The organism is Escherichia sp. WS1265, assembly GCF_046487585.1.
GTDB lineage: Bacteria > Pseudomonadota > Gammaproteobacteria > Enterobacterales > Enterobacteriaceae > Escherichia > Escherichia coli.
In genome coordinates this window covers 64,408-83,096 of the sequence record NZ_JBJQJE010000015.1, presented here as the reverse complement: position 1 = coordinate 83,096, position 18,689 = coordinate 64,408, and the positions used below count along the sequence as shown (strand labels likewise).

The window sequence follows — 18,689 nt, the reverse complement described above, 5'->3', positions numbered from 1 at the left end:
AATCGGGGCTTTCGCCCCGAAGAAATGGATTAATAAAGTGAGTCGATATTGTCTTTGTTGACCAGTAATACCTTATGGAAACGGATAATTCGCTTATCCATATCTACGTCGGCCTTACCGAGATTCTCCATTTCTAATCCAGGTTTGATCTCTTCACCCTTCAGCAACGTGCTGGCGACAGCCGCGAGTGCGTAACCTGCAGAGGCCGGATCGTAAGTAATCCCTTCGGTGATATCACCACTTTTAATCAGTGATGCCGCCTGTGAAGGGATCATCATGCCATAGACTGCGACTTTATTTTTCGCCCGTTTCTCTTTCACTGCACGTCCCGCGCCAATCGGACCGTTTGAACCAAAGGAGACAACCGCTTTCAAGTCAGGATAGGTTTTCATCAGGTCCAGTGTGGTACGACGTGAGTCATCCACACTCTCGGCAACCGGCATGCGGCGGGTAACTTCATGCATATCCGGGTAATGCTCTTTCTGGTATTTCACCAGCAAGTCAGCCCATAAGTTATGCTGCGGCACGGTCAAACTACCCACGTAAATCACATAGCCGCCCTTGCCACCCATGCGTTTCGCCATATGCTCAACATATTCAGCGGCAAATTTTTCGTTATCAATGATTTCGATATCCCAGTTAGCACTTGGCTGACCGGGGGATTCGTTGGTCAGAACCACAATTCCGGCATCTCGCGCTTTTTTGAATACCGGTTCCAGCACGTTGGCATCGTTTGGCACGATAGTAATTGCATTAACCTTACGGGCGATTAAATCCTCAATAATTTTAACCTGTTGCGGAGCATCAGTACTTGAAGGCCCCACCTGTGACGCATTAACACCAAAGGCTTTACCCGCCTCAACCACACCTTCGCCCATGCGATTAAACCACGGCATACCATCGACTTTAGAGATATTCACCACGACTTTTCCGCTGCCTGGAGCGGCGCAGAAATTAGCGCAGCGCCTAATAACAGCGAAGACACCATATTGATAACAAAACGTTTATTCATCATTTCAGCCTCATTGCAGGGTAGTCAGGAAGTGTTCGCCCAAATTAGCGCGCTGGAGAGAATAAGAATTTTCGAATATTTTTATGCAGAATAAACAGCCCTATTTCAGGCAGCTATTAAAAATTTGGTTATAAATATGGACAAAACGGGCAGCAATAATAAGTGTGATATTCATCACGTAAAAAATAGCAAAATAAACAAAATTAGCGATATTTTATGTTTGTGAGCTTATTTCGCGTAGAAAAATAGTTATCTACACAACGTCAATAAGGGCATATTCTTCAAAGATAACGTCCATTTCGGGTGAATAGCATCCTTCTGCCTGGAAAAAACGACGGTGTTCATTACGCCAATATTCAAGACTGAGGTCACCTTCACCTTCCTTACGGGCAAGCTCCGCGGTGACATCAGAAAAGCGCAGTAAATGCAGGCCAATCACTCTGATAACACAGACAGGCTCACCACGGCTATTTTCTACAATCTTATACTCACCAATCATCGGAAATGCGTTGTCTTCAATACATCCCGCCAGCGAACCACAGGAAGCTGTTTTAACACCTGTCGCAATCAACGTTGCGAGGTGATCGGCCAACGCTGCTGAATCGCCAAAAGTACAAAAGGAAGCATGGGGATATTTTTGTGAGATTTTTTCTTTTATGGTCATGAGAATATTTTCGCGATTACGGAAAAAAAATCACATCTTAATTACTGTTGATAACCATCAGCAAGAGGAACATTGGTTTTTCTATGTTTAATCTTTTTTATCCGAAGCCGGTCACATTTATGGCTTGATAAATACCTTTGTTAAAACTCACTTTTGTGTATTTCTCTCAAATAATCCCCTGGAAATTATGCCGGGAGATTATAAAGTTCAGGATCATTCATTAGCAAACCATTGCTGCCCCACTCCCTGGGGCTTTAAATCTCTTACGATTCACCATTGCAGGCGTTTCAAATGCGTATCAACCTGCCACACTCCCCCACACCAGTTGCCCTTTATGGAACGTCGCCGTTCTCGGCGAGATACGCGCCACCGCCTCGGCGGAACAGGAGGCGTCCACCAGCACAAAGCTGGCATCATCCTGCGCTTTGGGCCACACGCGCTCGCCTTTTTCGTTGAGCGGCAATACATCGCCAGTGGCTAAAAACAGCGAGCGGGAGAGGTTCTGTTCGTTAGGACGAATATAGAGCTGCGCGTACAGATTGGCTTTTTCCAGCATGTCGCCCAGGCCGTAAGGCGACCAGTGGTCGATAACGCTGTCGGTGCCGGTCATCACTTTTACGCCTTTGTCGTGCAACTGTTTGAGCGGCATATGCAGCGTGCCAATCGGCACCGTCGAGGCGATAGAAATTTGCTGCGCCGCCATCCGGTGCGCCAGTTCATCTACCTGTTGCTCATTGAGCGTTGCCAGCGCAAAGGCGTGGCTGATGGTCAGCTTGCCCTTCAGTTGCGGCGTTTTCTCCACCGTTTCAACCATATAATTGATGGCTGCCACGCCTGCCGGAGTGGTTTCGTGCAGGTGAATATCAACGCCTTTGTCGTAGTCCAGCGCAATCTGGAACATGGTGTCGAGGGATTTTTCCATCGCGCCATCAACACTGGTCGGGTCCAGCCCGCCGACGTAATGCGCCCCCGCCTGCATCGCTTCGCGCATTAAGGGTTCTGATTTCGACAGCAGCAAACCGTGCTGCGGGAAGGCGACAATTTCACACTCGAAGCCCGCCTGACGTCGCGCCAGAACCGCCTGCAAATTTTGCAGATTTTTCAGGCCGGAAACCGGTTCGATATTGCAGTGGCTGCGGGCAATGGTAGTGCCTTTCGACTGCAATAAATCAATCAGTTTTTCCGCCCGTTCCTGAGTGTACGGTTGCAGTTCCGGCAGCATTTTCTGCTCAAGCTTAATCATGTCCTGGATGGTGGTGCCTGCCGGACGATTGAGCGAGCGCCACGGCCCGCCGTAGAAGGTTTTGTCGAGATGAATATGCATGTCGCGGGTGGTGGGCAGCATCAGCTTACCGCCAGCGTCATAGTGCGGCAGCGTGGCGTCCGGATGCTGATTGTTCTCGCGCAGGGCAACAATTTTGCCGTTCTGAATTTCCACAGTCTGGCGCGCCGTGCGGGTCTGCACCGCCACGCCATTTTCGTAGTCAAAACCGGTTTCCAGCAACACGTTGTCGAGATAGTAGTGCGGGTCAGTGATTTTCATGGTGTTATTCGCGTCGCAGTGGGTTGTGCCAGAGACTGCCGCATGGGCGAGCGGCACAGAGGTACCAAACAGCGCGGCGGCGGTGACCATCTTACCGCTCTGGCTCAGAAACTCACGGCGGCTATTGCTTTCTTTCATCTTACGTCCTTACGTTTTAATAATATGGGTGCCCGTTTCACCGCGCAGCGCCGCAGGCAGGCATTCCGGCGTGGTGATAATCACTTCTTTGCCGCCCTGTTCCAGGAACGTCAGGCTGGCGATGATTTTTGGCAACATGCTGCCAGGCGGAAAATGCCCTTCCTGCATATAGCGGGTTATGGTGGCAATATCCACCCGATCGAGCGCCTGCTGCTGCGGTTTGCCAAAGTGAATACACACTTTTTCGACGCCAGTGGTGATCACCAGAATGTCGGCGTGAATTTCACGGGCCAGCAGCGCGGTAGAGAGATCTTTGTCGATAACCGCGTCCACGCTTTGGTAATCCCCCGCTTCAGTACGCACTACCGGAATTCCACCGCCGCCCGCGCCAATTACGACAAAGCCTTGTTGGATCAGCGCCTTAATGGCAGGTGCCTCGACAATACGTTTCGGTTCCGGCGAGGCGACCACGCGGCGATAGCCCCGTCCGGCATCTTCAACAAAACGCCAGTCAGGGTTTGCCTTTTGTAATTCGTCACGCTGGCTTTCACTGAAGAATGCGCCGATGGGCTTGGTGGGATGAGCAAAACCCGGATCGTTTTTATCCACTTCCACCTGAGTCACCACGGTGACGGCTTTTTTCTCGCCGTGACGCGCCAGTCGGTTATTCAGCGCCTGTTGGATCAGATAGCCAATGCCGCCTTGCGTATCCGCCACACAGTTCGCCAGCGGCGTTAAGGGCAGCCCTTCGCGCTCGTGAGCAATCTCCGCGCGGCGTAAATCCAGCCCGACCTGCGGCCCGTTACCGTGGGTCAGCACAATGTCGTAATCGGAAGCCAGCATTTCCAGCACCGTATCGGCCACGGCTTTCACCGCCTCCGCCTGATGCTCAATCGACTGGCTGGCGTTATCTTTGATAATGCTGTTGCCACCAATGGCAACGACCACAAGCTCTTTCATGTTGTTATGTCCGCTACAGAGGGTGATGGGGTTATGAGAGTGAGGTTGCCCCTCTCCCCAGAAGGGAGAAGGGATCGTAAGGTGCGGTTGGAGAGTCAAACGCCGTAACGTTCGCACCAGCCAAGAATGGCTTTCTCGAAGCAGGCGAATGGTGGATGCACAATGCCCGCGCCAATCATGCCGATGCCCGCATCTTTATGAGCGATGGCGGTGTTGATCACCGGCAGAATGCCACTGCTACCCACGCGGGTGATGTCGATTGCCGATGGCACGCCCATAAAACCGAGCAGCGGAATGGTGACGTTGGGGTTTTCGCCAAGGGTGATTTCACGCATCTGACGGGAGAAATCGATAGCCTCTTCCACCGTGCCACCCACCAGCGCGACGATCGCGGGCGCGGTCGCCATAGCAAATCCGCCAATGCCGTAGGTTTCGGTGATGGCGCTGTCGCCAATATCCAGCCCCGAATCTTCCGGCTTATAACCGGCAAACATCGGGCCGATGACCTGCTGCGCCGGACCGGTAAACCATTGCCCCGGTAATCCGCTGACCCGCAGGCCGAACTCGACGCCGTTACGCGCCATCGTGGTGACCACGGTGCTGTATTCGATGCCGTGCGCCGCATCCATCGCCGCTTTACACATCGCCATCCACGTCGGGCCGGAGAAGTAGTCACTGCTGGCGACAAACTCAAACACTTCGCGCTGTTGCTCGACGGAATAACCCGCCTGAATAATCCCTGGCGTCAGCGCCTGAATCAGCAGCGTCGTCCCGGCGTTATTGCGGTTATGGCATTCATCGCCCATATGCAGCGCTTGCGCCAGCATTAAGCGCAGATCGATCTCGCCGATAATTTTCATCGCGTCACGCAGCATTGGCCCCTGCACATCGCGCATCCAGTTGAGGCGGTCAATCACGCTCTGGTCGTTAGCGCCCATACGCAAAATCTTCGCCATCTGCTCGCTCATATTGGTGTAAGCGATGTTGCCGTAGGTTTTGTTTTTTACGATGTGCATAAACATCGAGGCCGAGGTAACACCCGCCATCGAACCCACGCAGTCGTGCTCGTGGCACGGCGAGAAGGTGATCTCCCCGGAGGCCGCCAGTTCAGCCGCCTCATCGAGATCTTTCGCCAGTCCTTCGAACACCAGCGCTCCGGTGACCGCGCCTTTCATCGCGCCGCACATTTTTTCCCAGGTGATCGGCGGCCCGGCGTGAAGAATGGTTTTCGGCGTCATACCCGGCACCACGTTAATCGCCTGATCAAAACCAATCAGCACCGGATGCGACTGGATAATGCGCTCCAGCGCCTGCTGGTTAGCGGCGGCGATTTTATCTGCCAGCGGCGAATCGGCAATATTGTCCAGCGCCTGCACCACCTGCATATTGCCCTGCCCCGGCGGCGTCCAGTCGAGTTGGGTCACTTCTACATGCTGCTTTTTCAAATCATCGCTAAACATGGCGATGCCGACGTTAATAACGTTCAACGGTTGGCTAAACAGTGACTGGCTCATCAGGCTTCCTCCCCTTTGCAGATAAATTCACGCGCCAGCAATCCGGTATTGGTGCTGCTGCTTGCCAGAATTACCCCAGCATCAAGCAGCATCTGGCTTTGTTGTTCTAACGATGGCGTATCGAGATCGGTACCCAGCACATAGGCGAGAATGATCAACTCGCGCCCTTCGGCAGCGGCGATCGCTTTCGCCTCTTTGATCGCCTCGATGGTGGAACCGACCGGATCTTCATGCGATCCAAACCCGAGCACAAAATCCATCACGATCACCGCCACTTCTGGATCGCGCGCTTCTTCGATCAACCGGCTGATGCGGTTGGTCGGGTCAATCATTGGATGCGGCTTGCCGTTGGTGAAGTCGTCATCGCCAAAGTCGAGGAAGGTGTGTTTGATGCTGCGGTTGATATCTTGCAGGCGGAATTCAGGATCGGGCTGGATGTTGCTGTAGACATCGCCGTGTTTTTCCATCACCGCGAACATGGTTTCGTCACACAGCGTGCCGCCGCAGAACAGGCCACGAATGTATTTCTGCTGCGGTTGCAGACGCGCACGCACATCCGCAATCAACGGCTGGTTCAGGGTATGCAAGTCGAGATGTTCTTGTTTCACACCGGAGAGCATCACCGCTTTTAGTGCCGCCTCTTTGGTGCCGCGAGCAAACTGTAGCCCCTGCTCATCCACTGGCGTTTCGCCACGACCGAGGAAGCAGACCACCACTGGCTTACGGCAGGCGCGTGCGCGTTCCAGCACTTTGCGGGCCACCGCAGGCGCTGGCGGTTTGGAGATAAGCACAATGATTTCAGTTTGCGGATCGTTTTCCAGCATCCCGATAGCGTCGAGCATCATCAGGCCGCCGATTTTCTCGCTCAGGTCGCGCCCGCCGGTGCCAATCAGTTGCGAAACGCCGCCGCCAAATTCATGAATGCGGACGCTCAGTTCCTGACTACCGGTGCCGGATGCGCCAACAATACCGATGTTGCTACGACGCACGGCGTTACCAAAGCAGAGCGCCGCGCCGTTGATAATCGCCGTACCGCAGTCTGGCCCCATCATCAGCAGCCCTTTTTCGTGGGCCAACTGTTTGAGCGCCAGTTCATCTTCAACTGAGACGTTATCGGAAAACAGCATCACGTTAAGATCGTTTTGCAGCGCCTGACGCGCTTCGCGAGCGGCAAACAGACCGTTGACCGAAATCACTGCCAGGTTACTTTCCGGGATATGCTTTTTGGCGCTGGCAATAGTGGCGTAACGCGCCTCGTGCGAGCCACTTTGCGCTTTGGTGTTGAACAGTTCTTCAATCTCCGCCAGCAACTGCTCGTTGTCCACACCCGATTTACCATTGATGACAATCATCAGGTCGCCGTTTTTCGCCTGCTCCAGCTCCGGCGTCAGCAGCCCTAAATTCTTCAGCACGCCTTTGTTCATTTCGGTCGCCATCGCCACAAATGCCTGCTCGACGCCGTCGAGTTTATTTGCACGCGTGGAGATAGACATCAGCGAGACAGAATCAAAATAGGTATTCGGTTTAATGACTATTTTAACTGACATAATTCCCTCCGTAGGTTTGGCTCAGCGCACAACCATCGGCCATGCCATACAGCATGTCGCAGCCGGAACTGGAGCCAATATGTTTAATTTTTTCTATTGCCTGAGTTGCGTTCCCAGGGATGTCATAAATAATGTTATGAATAAAACGATGAATATTTTCCCGGCAGCGTTGTTGTAATGCGGCTTCCAGCGTTATGGCACTTAATAACGTGGTATTATTTCTGCCGCGTTGCAGACCGAGATAAAATTCCTCTTTGTATTTTTCCGCCGGATGCCCGGAAATAAATAAAATAAGCGCCAGACCTGTTAAATAATCGTCGGCTGATGGCGTAAGGCCAATCCCTAAGCCCATCATACTGGCGACTGCTGAGGCGATATTTTGTTTATCGTTTACGGCCTGAATAACTGCCCGTCGTTTAATATGTAATTCTTTATTTAACGCCTGATAAAACGGATTATCGCCGCGATAATTAAACAGGGTTTCATTTTGCCCCAGGTGCTGATGAATAATGTCATGCCACTGTTGCCAGGCGATAAGGTGAAAATTCACAGCGGCCATTTGCAAGGTTGGGGACAGCCAACGCCGACAACGACTCATCTCTATATGAAGATGTTGACCAACCGTAATGCCTTGATCGTCAAACTGAACCTTATCACCATGCCGGAACAGACCATCAAAGTGAGTGAGTGCCAACCGACAACTGTTTGGCGCATTGTCGTACTCTTCACAAAGCAGCGTCAGCAACTGCTGGCGGGCCGGAAGTGCGATATTTACCGCTCTGGCAAAGACCTGTTCAACCTGACCTTGCCCCCGCTGCGCCAGAAAATCAGCATCCGCAGTTAGCGCCCACACACACCGTCTTTCTGGTGTGTTGATAGCAAGCCTCCCGGTTTATGCACCTGCGGCAATCAGTAACTGCGCAATCTCTTCAAAGCCTCGTTCCCGCGCCAGTTCCAGCGGCGTTTTGCCATATTTATCCGTCATGTGCGGGCTGGCACCGTGTTCCAGCAATAACTGGACAATCGCCTGCTGTTTAATCCCGCCATCATTAAGCACAATTGCTTCCAGTAGCGGCGTCCAGCCAACATGGTTGGTCTGGTTAACGTTAATCTCCGTATGCGCCAAAAGCTCTTTTACAATACTTAAATGGCCTTTTTCACAGGCAGGCGTCAGGCCGACACCGCCAAAACGGGTGACGCAATTAAGATCGGGTTTAGCCGGTAAAATAATCCGTAACAGGGTTAAATCGCCGGTCAGGCAGCTAATTAAAAAAGGATTTGAACATATTTGATCTTGCTTATTAATATCTGCTCCGGCATCAATTAATGCCTGAACGCAAGCATATTGCTGATATAAACTTGCCAGCGTAATTGCCGTTTTCCCCTGACGATCGCAGGTATTAATATCGACACCCAGCGCAAGGCATGTTTTTACTTTATCGATATCACCCTGTTGCGCAGCCAATAAATAGTCGGCAGGTAGATTTTTTATAGTCATTCACATTCCCCTGGTTTTTGTGGCTGTTTTCGATGAATTGAGAATAGCAACGATAATCTGATAAAAGAACCCGCTTAAATTTAATTCGCCGTATTTCGCCTTTTTGTTGAATGATGTTCAACAATCTTTTCGCAGTGTGCGGTAGTGCAATATTTGTTTCTTTGACCCGATACCCTTTCACTCAATCAGGTTTTATTTCTCTATAGTCTGCACATGTAAGAGTAGCTTTCGTCCATGTCTAACCAGAGGGGAACAAGATGAACGGACTCACGGCAACGGGTGTCACCGTCGGTATTTGTGCAGGGCTTTGGCAGTTAGTGTCTTCACATGTCGGGCTCTCTCAGGGATGGGAATTATTAGGAACCATTGGCTTCGTCGCCTTTTGCAGTTTTTATGCCGCAGGCGGCGGTAAATCGGGGTTTATCAGAAGTCTGGCGGTTAATTATTCCGGGATGGTGTGGGCGTTTTTCGCCGCGCTGGCTGCCGGCTGGCTGGCCTCGGTGAGTGGATTGTCCACGTTCTGGGCGAGCGTGATTATGACTGTACCCTTCTCGGCGGTGGTGGTCTGGCAAGGACGTTTCGGTTTATTGTCTTTTATTCCCGGAGGCTTTCTCGGCATGACGCTATTTTTTGCCAGCGGGATGAACTGGACAGTGACATTACTGGGTTTTCTGGCGGGTAACTGCGTGGGGATAATTTCAGAATATGGCGGACAAAAATTAAGCGAAGCGACGACTAAACGCGACGGGTATTAAAAGTTATTCAAAAATGATTATCTATCTTTAACCGATACCTCTACAGTCATGGCTGGAGAAATTCATATTCGATAATGGCGGGAATGGTTTAATGAACTCAATTTTTACCGAAGAGAATCTGTTGGCATTTACTACCGCTGCGCGTTTTGGCAGTTTCAGTAAAGCCGCAGAAGAGTTGGGTTTAACCACTTCCGCCATTAGCTACACCATCAAGCGAATGGAAACAGGGCTGGATGTGGTGCTGTTCACTCGCAGTACCCGAAGCATTGAGTTAACGGAGTCCGGGCGTTATTTTTTCCGCAAAGCTACCGACCTGCTGAATGATTTTCACGCCATCAAACGCAGCATCGATACTATTTCGCAGGGTATAGAAGCACGGGTGCGCATATGTATTAACCAACTGCTTTATACGCCCAAACACACCGCACGCTTATTGCAGGTACTGAAAAAGCAGTTTCCAACCTGCCAGATTACCGTGACGACCGAAGTGTATAACGGCGTCTGGGATGCGATTATTAATAATCAGGCGAATATTGCTATCGGCGCGCCCGACACACTGCTGGACGGCGGCGGCATTGATTACACGGAGATTGGCGCAATTCGCTGGGCTTTTGCTATCGCCCCGGATCACCCATTAGCCTTTGTGCCGGAGCCGATCGCCGAAAGCCAACTGCGTCTCTATCCTAATATCATGGTGGAGGACACCGCGCATACGATTAATAAAAAAGTGGGCTGGTTGCTGCATGGGCAGGAGTCGATTCTGGTGCCAGATTTCAACACCAAATGTCAGTGCCAGATTTTAGGTGAAGGGATTGGTTTTTTGCCGGATTACATGGTCCGTGAGGCGATGACGCAATCCCTGCTGGTTACCCGACAAATCCATAATCCGCGCCAGGATTCGCGCATGTTACTGGCGACTCAGCATTCTGCTACGGGTCAGGTGACGCAGTGGATTAAAAAACAATTTGCGCCAAATGGCATATTAACGGGGATCTATCAGGATTTACTGCATCGGGAGAATTAATCGCTGCCAACCTCCCGATGCGCTGTGAATAGCGGTTTACATCAACCACCTGCTTTCATTACCCATTCAGAGATAAATTTATTACCCGGAACTGGCGGGGAGTACAAATAGCCCTGTAAAAAGTGAACGCCTTTGCCGATCATTAAATCCGCCTGCTCCTGGGTTTCTACCCCTTCCGCCACGATACTCAGACCAGGCTTACGCGCCAGTTCGACAATATTGTCCACAATATGACCGGATATTTCGTCCACGCTCGCCATTTGCACAAATGACTTATCGATCTTAATAAAATCGACCGGGAACGCCTGCAAGTAACGATAGGTCGCATAACCCGTACCAAAGTCATCCAGCGCAAAGGTAATGTTGTGCTGATGAAGGCTGTCAAATATCGCTCTGGCTTCTGGCGTTACCGGAATAGGGTTACGTTCCGTTAGCTCGAGAACCAGTTTGATTTTATCGTTACCTAATTTCTTAACCAGGTTCAGACACTCTTTTTCAAATCCCGCAGCCAAAAAACAACCCGCCGAGACGTTGATGCCAATATGGAAATTGTCCGGCAGCAAATGTTTTACCGGCATCAGAATATCCGCAGTCTGTTTCATCAACTGGCGAGTCATTATGACGATAAGACCAGATGACTCCGCCAGAGGAATAAACTGATCCGGTGGGATAATTCCCGTTTGTGGATGTTCCCAGCGGACAAGCACCTCACAGCCCGTCAGTACCCCAGTCTGCGCGCAGAAAACCGGTTGGATCCACGGTTTAAACTCATGGTTTTCCAACGCCAGACTGATGGCTTCAGGCGTGACGATATGGTGATAGTGATTATCATTAATATATTTGTGACTATTATTACCCGTGGCGGATATGATCTCCGGATTGTACTGAAAGAAAATATCCCGCCAGAAAGTAATATCACTCTGAATCCCCAGTTTCTCAAAGAGCTGTTTCTTTTGATGTGAAATGGTCTTTGCACTGCGATTTCTGTACTGTGATATTTCTGTTACAGACATTCCCTGCATCAGCAGCTTGAGTAGCAGTCGTTCTTTCTCGGATACGCTACCAGGCAATGACAAATGAACCGTTGTACCGAACTCTTGCAGAAAAACACGAAAATCACATGAATTCATGAACACACCTTTTATCTTTTATCGCTGTTCAGTATGAGTGATTACCTGTGGATTCCTGAGCACACATAAGGGGTAACCATAAACATCAGCGATGCCATACGCATAACATCCCACATCACTATCAAAAAGATTATCTTTACCTCTGATGCTCGCTCAAAAACAGTTACGCTAAATACCTTAAAAAGGTAATCACAAGTCAAACTCAGGAGATAATCACGCAAGAATGCAATATTAAAATTCAGATACTCATTTTTGGTAATAAAGAAGTAGTTGGACTATTTCAATATTTATAATTTCCCACTACGTATTGACGCCCATTCATGAGTAAAGGCGCATTATATGAATTTAACAATCCAGATCAACTGAAAATACCTCAACCTCATAAACACATAGCGTCAACATTCAATGACATAATGAGTAAAGATGTTGGTTATGCATACACGTCATTACTCTATGCCTATCCCTTAACAACCTGCTTTTTAAGGCTGAATCCATTCAGCAATAGATGGCCAACATTATAACAATGACAATAAAACAATATTTAAAACAATCAATAAAATATCAGACACAGACAATTAAACCTTAAACAACAAACAGTTACATTGATTTTAGTTGATTTGCGCTACGCGTTTCCCATGAATAAAGCGTCATTTCAAATTAGCACCAATATTTACATTAAATAAGACTAAGCTTATTGAACATTCACAACAGTCCAAGCGTAGGTTTTGGGCTTCAATAGTTCTTTTCTTTTTTATTATCTGTTGCCTGGCAATCATCAATCGATACTAAGGGCTTAACTGTACACAGATATAACGTATCAAGAGGTAAGAGAAACCGCGCCATATGCAGACATGGCGCGGTTTTATGCAATAACAATCACGCGTCCGGGAACATCACGCTATGGCCCGGCGCTTCACGATGGAGATGGATAAAGTTAAGGTGCCGCTCGTACTGGTCGAGAATATCGGTGATCACCTGCTCTTTGCTGTAGTCCATCAGGTCGTTGCCCTGGCTGCCTTCTAACAGGAAGGTTTCCAGCCGGTAGTAGGTCGATTTACCGCTACGTGCGCGGTAGGTAAAGCCCGGCACCGAATATTGCTGCGGCCAAATCTGATAGACAAAGTTTTGCTCTTCGCCCATATGCACCAACAAATCCAGATGCCCCAACTGTTGCCCCTCTTCCGGCGGCAGGCTTTTTAGCTCCACGTACGCGCCGCGCAACCGCAGTTCCTGCGCCACTTCTTCCATTGCCGGGTAACAGACCGTCTCCATCATCTGTTTAGTGTAACGCGTGCCCGGATAATTCATCAGGCGCGAGAGACGTTTTTTCCAGCTCAGGCGATCCTGAAGCCCCAGCGGTCGCGGCGCGGTATCACGGTTGGCACTTTCACGGCGGTAATCTTCTACCTTCAGAGATTTATACAACCCCGCCATCACGAAGAAAATCACAAAGCTGAACGGCAGCCCCATGATTACCGTGGTGTTTTGCAGCGCGGATATCCCGTTGGTCATCAGCATGCCAAGCGTCAGCAGACCAATCGCCACCGACCAGAAGACGCGCAGCCAGCCGGGGGCGTCGCTGTTGATATCTTTAAGCTGCGAGGTGAAATTCCCCAGCACCAGCGCGCCGGAGTCCGCCGAGGTCACATAAAACAGCAGGCCAGTAATGGTGGCGACAGAGGCGCTAAAGGTAAACGCCGGATATTGCGCCAGCAGGCTGTAGAAGCCGCGCTCCGGATGGACCATAGCTTCCTCGGCAAATGCCGCGCCGCCGTGGATGATTTCATACAGCGCGCTATTGCCGAACACCGAGAGCCATAACAGCGTGAAGGTAAACGGAATAATCAACGTGCCCAGCACGAACTGGCGAATGGTGCGCCCGCGCGAGATACGCGCCAGAAACAGGCCGACAAACGGCGACCATGCCACCCACCATGCCCAGAAGAAGAGCGTCCAGTTATTCATCCACTCAACCGGACGGTCGAAGGCAAAACTGTTGAGCGTCATTCCCATAAAGCGATTCACATAGTCGCCAACGTTCAGCACCAGCGCATTAAGCAGGAACGAGGTATCGCCCATAAACAGCACGAACAGGATCAGCCCCAGCGCCAGCGCAACGTTGAGTTCCGATAACACGCGAATGCCCTTATCGACACCGGAGGTGACAGAGATCGTTGCGATGATCACCGACAAGGCGATCAGTGCCGCTTTCGCCGCCATCGAATCGGGAATATCAAACAGTACGCTCAAGCCATAGTTAAGCTGCACCACACCGATACCGAGCGTAGTGGCAATACCAAAGATGGTGCCGATCACCGCAGCAATATCCACTGAGTGACCTATCGGCCCGTTAATCCGTTTACCGAAGATCGGGTACAGCGCCGAGCGGATAGTGAGCGGCAAATTATAACGATAGCTAAAGTATCCGAGCGCCATGCCCATCAGCGCATACATCGACCAGCCGGTTAAGCCGTAGTGAAACAGCGTCCAGACCATCGCCTGACGCGCGGCCTCAATCGTCTGTCCCGCGCCTTCCGGCGGCTGCATATACTGCGTTACCGGTTCGGCTACGGAGAAGAACATCAGGTCGATACCGATCCCGGCAGCAAACAGCATCGCCGCCCAACTCAGCAGACTGAATTCCGGTTTGGATTGTTCTGGCCCGAGCTTCACCGAACCAAAACGCGAACAAGCGATACAGACCACAAAGACAATATAGAGCGTTGCCGCCAGCAGATAGTACCAACCGAAGGTTTTAGAAACCCAGTCCAGCGTGCGGCCAATCCACAGGGCCGAGAAGTCGCGAAACAGGATCGTTGTCAGGGAAAACAACAAAATCAGTCCGGCGGAAGTGTAAAACACCACCGGATTGATTTTGTCCTTTTCCCTGCTGTGTGAAAGGTCTGTCATCCAGTATCCCCACTGTTATTGTTACCATTTAAAATCAAATTCGTAACAATTAAGACACATTTTATATTGAACGTCCAATCAATAACCGCTTTAATAGATAAACAACGCTGATGAATGGAGTGGCAAAAATGCCCAAATTGGGGATGCAGTCGATCCGGCGCAGACAACTGATCGACGCCACGCTGGAAGCAATCAATGAGGTGGGCATGCACGATGCAACGATCGCGCAGATCGCCCGCCGTGCAGGCGTTTCTACGGGGATCATCAGCCACTATTTCAGGGACAAAAATGGTCTGCTGGAAGCAACCATGCGCGATATCACCAGTCAGCTGCGTGACGCGGTTTTGAACCGCTTACATGCACTTCCGCAGGGCAGTGCAGAGCTGCGATTACAGGCGATTGTTGGTGGAAACTTCGATGAGACTCAGGTGAGCGGCGCGGCGATGAAAGCCTGGCTGGCGTTCTGGGCCAGCAGTATGCATCAGCCGATGCTCTATCGCTTGCAGCAGGTCAGTAGCCGCCGCTTGCTGTCGAATCTGGTGAGCGAATTTCGCCGCGAGTTACCGCGCCAACAGGCACAGGAAGCGGGCTACGGCCTTGCCGCGCTAATTGACGGATTATGGCTGCGCGCGGCACTGAGCGGCAAAGCGCTGGATAAACCTCTCGCACACTCGCTGACCCGTCACTTTATTACTCAGCATTTACCCACCGATTAACTGAGGAGACGTGATGTCCCGAATGGCAGAACAGCAGCTTTATATACATGGTGGTTATACCTCCGCCACCAGTGGTCGCTCCTTCGAGACCATTAACCCGGCCAACGGTAACGTGCTGGCGACCGTGCAGGCCGCCGGGCGTGAGGATGTCGATCGCGCCGTGAAGAGTGCCCAACAAGGGCAAAAAATCTGGGCGGCGATGACCGCTATGGAACGCTCGCGTATTCTGCGTCGGGCCGTTGATATTCTACGTGAACGCAATGACGAACTCGCAAAACTGGAAACCCTCGATACCGGAAAAGCGTATTCGGAAACATCAACCGTCGATATCGTTACCGGCGCGGACGTGCTGGAGTACTACGCCGGGCTGATCCCGTCGCTGGAAGGCAGCCAGATCCCATTGCGTGAGACGTCATTTGTTTATACCCGCCGCGAACCGCTGGGTGTGGTGGCGGGGATTGGCGCATGGAACTACCCGATCCAGATTGCTTTGTGGAAATCCGCCCCGGCGCTGGCGGCGGGTAACGCGATGATCTTCAAACCGAGCGAAGTCACCCCGCTTACCGCGTTAAAGCTGGCTGAAATTTACAGCGAAGCGGGCCTGCCGGACGGTGTATTTAACGTGTTGCCGGGCGTGGGCGCGGAGACCGGGCAATATCTGACCGATCATCCGGGCATTGCCAAAGTGTCATTTACCGGCGGTGTCGCCAGCGGCAAAAAAGTGATGGCTAACTCGGCAGCTTCCTCCCTGAAAGAAGTGACCATGGAGCTGGGCGGTAAATCGCCGCTGATCGTTTTCGACGATGCAGACCTCGATCTCGCCGCTGATATCGCCATGATGGCGAACTTCTTCAGCTCCGGTCAGGTGTGTACCAACGGCACCCGCGTCTTCGTTCCGGCGAAATGCAAAGCCGCATTTGAACAAAAGATTCTGGCGCGCGTTGAGCGCATTCGCGCGGGCGACGTTTTCGATCCGCAAACTAACTTCGGCCCGCTGGTCAGCTTCCCGCATCGCGATAACGTGCTGCGCTATATCGCCAAAGGCAAAGAGGAAGGCGCGCGCGTACTGTGCGGCGGCGATGTAATGAAAGGCGATGACTTCGATAACGGCGCATGGGTTGCACCGACCGTGTTCACCGATTGCCGCGACGAAATGACCATCGTGCGCGAAGAGATCTTCGGTCCGGTGATGTCGCTTCTCACTTATGAATCTGAGGACGAAGTGATTCGCCGCGCCAATGATACCGACTACGGCCTGGCGGCGGGCATCGTGACGGCGGACCTGAACCGCGCGCATCGCGTCATTCATCAGCTGGAAGCGGGTATTTGCTGGATCAACACCTGGGGCGAATCCCCGGCAGAGATGCCCGTTGGCGGCTACAAACACTCCGGCATTGGTCGCGAGAACGGCGTGATGACGCTCCAGAGTTACACCCAGGTGAAGTCCATCCAGGTTGAGATGGCTAAATTCCAGTCCATATTCTAACCAGGAGGTTTATTTGCAATTTGACTACATCATTATTGGTGCCGGCTCAGCCGGCAACGTTCTCGCTACCCGTCTGACTGAAGATCCGAACACAACCGTGCTGCTGCTTGAAGCAGGCGGCCCGGACTATCGCTTTGACTTCCGCACCCAGATGCCCGCCGCGCTGGCGTTCCCGCTACAGGGTAAACGCTACAACTGGGCCTATGAAACGGAGCCCGAACCGTTTATGAATAACCGTCGCATGGAGTGCGGACGCGGTAAGGGGCTTGGCGGGTCATCACTGATCAACGGCATGTGTTACATCCGTGGTAACGCGCTGGATCTCGATAACTGGGCGCAAGAACCCGGTCTGGAGAACTGGAGCTACCTCGACTGTCTGCCCTACTATCGCAAGGCCGAAACTCGCGATGTGGGCGAGAACGACTACCACGGCGGCGACGGCCCGGTGAGCGTCACCACCTCCAAACCCGGCGTCAATCCGCTGTTTGAAGCGATGATTGAAGCGGGCGTGCAGGCGGGCTACCCGCGCACGGACGATCTCAACGGTTATCAGCAGGAAGGTTTTGGACCGATGGATCGCACCGTCACGCCGCAGGGCCGTCGCGCCAGCACCGCGCGTGGCTATCTCGATCAGGCCAAATCGCGCCCTAACCTGACCATTCGTACTCACGCCATGACCGATCGCATCATTTTTGACGGCAAACGCGCGGTGGGCGTCGAGTGGCTGGAAGGCGACAGCACCATTCCGACCCGCGCGGCGGCGAATAAAGAAGTGCTGTTATGTGCAGGCGCGATTGCTTCACCGCAGATCCTGCAACGCTCCGGCGTCGGCAACGCTGGACTGCTGGCGGAGTTTGATATTCCGCTGGTGCATGATTTACCCGGCGTCGGCGAAAATCTTCAGGATCACCTGGAGATGTACCTGCAATATGAGTGCAAAGAACCGGTTTCCCTCTACCCTGCCCTGCAGTGGTGGAATCAGCCGAAAATCGGTGCGGAGTGGCTGTTTGGCGGCACCGGCGTTGGTGCCAGCAACCACTTTGAAGCAGGCGGATTTATTCGCAGCCGTGAGGAATTTGCGTGGCCGAATATTCAGTACCATTTCCTGCCAGTGGCGATTAACTATAACGGCTCGAACGCAGTGAAAGAGCACGGCTTCCAGTGCCACGTCGGATCGATGCGCTCGCCAAGCCGTGGGCATGTGCGGATTAAATCCCGCGACCCGCACCAGCATCCAGCGATTCTGTTTAACTACATGTCGCACGAGCAGGACTGGCAGGAGTTCCGCGACGCAATTCGCATCACCCGGGAGATCATGCATCAACCGGCGCTGGATCAGTATCGTGGCCGCGAAATCAGCCCCGGTGTCGAATGCCAGACGGATGAGCAGCTCGATGAGTTCGTGCGTAACCACGCCGAAACCGCCTTCCACCCGTGCGGTACCTGCAAAATGGGTTATGACGAGATGGCAGTGGTTGACGCCGAAGGCCGCGTACACGGGCTGGAAGGCCTGCGCGTGGTGGATGCGTCAATTATGCCGCAAATTATCACCGGCAATTTGAATGCTACGACGATTATGATTGGCGAGAAAATAGCGGATATGATTCGCGGGCAAGAAGCGTTGCCGAGGAGCACGGCAAGATATTTTGTGGCAAATGGGATGCCAGTAAGAGCGAAAAAAATGAGTCGTGATTTGAACTAACTCAGGAACCTATCAGATTGAGAGTTACCGTTCTACTATGAGGACCGAATCCTTATATAAAACACTGAGGTAACTCTCATGCTTCATATC

General features: G+C 51.9%; 14 protein-coding genes and 1 pseudogene. 5 read left to right on the top strand and 10 right to left on the bottom strand.

What is annotated here, in order from left to right:
- Positions 1-29: 29 nt before the first annotated feature.
- From ACJHX3_RS15870 to ACJHX3_RS15835, 8 genes and pseudogenes are all read right to left on the bottom strand, one after another.
- Positions 30-1,012 (bottom strand): annotated as a pseudogene (locus ACJHX3_RS15870) (autoinducer 2 ABC transporter substrate-binding protein).
- A 253-nt stretch (positions 1,013-1,265) separates the two neighbouring features.
- A complete protein-coding gene (locus ACJHX3_RS15865; RefSeq protein ID WP_000152768.1) occupies positions 1,266-1,676 on the bottom strand; it encodes an ASCH domain-containing protein in 411 nt (136 codons plus the stop codon).
- A gap of 298 nt (positions 1,677-1,974) precedes the next feature.
- Positions 1,975-3,357 carry an amidohydrolase family protein gene (locus ACJHX3_RS15860; RefSeq protein WP_000665143.1) on the bottom strand — a complete coding sequence of 461 codons (1,383 nt, stop codon included), beginning with the start codon at positions 3,355-3,357 and terminating at the stop codon, positions 1,975-1,977.
- Between the two features lie 9 nt (positions 3,358-3,366).
- Entirely contained in the window at positions 3,367-4,317 is a 951-nt protein-coding gene (locus tag ACJHX3_RS15855) for a carbamate kinase family protein (protein WP_087890987.1), read from the bottom strand.
- 95 nt (positions 4,318-4,412) lie between these two features.
- The gene (locus ACJHX3_RS15850; protein WP_087890988.1) at positions 4,413-5,831 is read right to left on the bottom strand and encodes a DUF1116 domain-containing protein; all 1,419 of its coding nucleotides are present in this window, start codon (positions 5,829-5,831) and stop codon (positions 4,413-4,415) included.
- Entirely contained in the window at positions 5,831-7,378 is a 1,548-nt protein-coding gene (gene fdrA, locus ACJHX3_RS15845) for an acyl-CoA synthetase FdrA (RefSeq protein ID WP_087890989.1), read from the bottom strand. The genes ACJHX3_RS15850 and fdrA overlap by 1 nt, the downstream gene beginning before the upstream one ends.
- Positions 7,368-8,231, bottom strand: a complete 864-nt coding sequence (locus ACJHX3_RS15840; RefSeq protein WP_087890990.1) for a DUF2877 domain-containing protein — start codon at positions 8,229-8,231, stop codon at positions 7,368-7,370. Before ACJHX3_RS15840 ends, fdrA begins: the two co-directional genes overlap by 11 nt.
- A 39-nt stretch (positions 8,232-8,270) precedes the next feature.
- Positions 8,271-8,876, bottom strand: coding sequence for an ankyrin repeat domain-containing protein (locus tag ACJHX3_RS15835; protein WP_000153102.1), 606 nt, complete (start codon positions 8,874-8,876; stop codon positions 8,271-8,273).
- Between the two features lie 257 nt (positions 8,877-9,133).
- Between ACJHX3_RS15835 and ACJHX3_RS15830 the strand changes: the two genes are divergently transcribed.
- Both ACJHX3_RS15830 and ACJHX3_RS15825 read left to right on the top strand, forming a co-directional pair.
- Entirely contained in the window at positions 9,134-9,631 is a 498-nt protein-coding gene (locus ACJHX3_RS15830) for a DUF1097 domain-containing protein (protein WP_001013882.1), read from the top strand.
- Positions 9,632-9,722: 91 nt separating this feature from the next.
- On the top strand, positions 9,723-10,655 hold the full coding sequence (locus tag ACJHX3_RS15825; RefSeq protein WP_001084392.1) for a LysR substrate-binding domain-containing protein: 933 nt from the start codon (positions 9,723-9,725) through the stop codon (positions 10,653-10,655).
- Between the two features lie 41 nt (positions 10,656-10,696).
- Here ACJHX3_RS15825 and pdeL read toward each other — a convergent pair whose 3' ends face one another.
- Together pdeL and betT are read right to left on the bottom strand one after the other, a co-directional pair.
- Entirely contained in the window at positions 10,697-11,785 is a 1,089-nt protein-coding gene (gene pdeL / locus ACJHX3_RS15820; RefSeq protein WP_001305451.1) for a DNA-binding transcriptional activator/c-di-GMP phosphodiesterase PdeL, read from the bottom strand.
- An 876-nt stretch (positions 11,786-12,661) separates the two neighbouring features.
- On the bottom strand, positions 12,662-14,695 hold the full coding sequence (betT, locus tag ACJHX3_RS15815; RefSeq protein ID WP_000131044.1) for a choline BCCT transporter BetT: 2,034 nt from the start codon (positions 14,693-14,695) through the stop codon (positions 12,662-12,664).
- Between the two features lie 128 nt (positions 14,696-14,823).
- Here betT and betI point away from each other — a divergent pair, with 128 nt between their 5' ends.
- The 3 genes from betI to betA are packed head-to-tail and all read left to right on the top strand — an operon-like array spanning position 14,824 to position 18,599.
- Positions 14,824-15,411, top strand: coding sequence for a transcriptional regulator BetI (gene betI / locus ACJHX3_RS15810; protein ID WP_001469423.1), 588 nt, complete (start codon positions 14,824-14,826; stop codon positions 15,409-15,411).
- A gap of 13 nt (positions 15,412-15,424) precedes the next feature.
- Positions 15,425-16,897 carry a betaine-aldehyde dehydrogenase gene (gene betB, locus ACJHX3_RS15805; protein WP_024216464.1) on the top strand — a complete coding sequence of 491 codons (1,473 nt, stop codon included), beginning with the start codon at positions 15,425-15,427 and terminating at the stop codon, positions 16,895-16,897.
- Between the two features lie 13 nt (positions 16,898-16,910).
- Positions 16,911-18,599, top strand: a complete 1,689-nt coding sequence (gene betA, locus ACJHX3_RS15800) for a choline dehydrogenase (RefSeq protein ID WP_024216463.1) — start codon at positions 16,911-16,913, stop codon at positions 18,597-18,599.
- Positions 18,600-18,689: the final 90 nt, after the last annotated feature.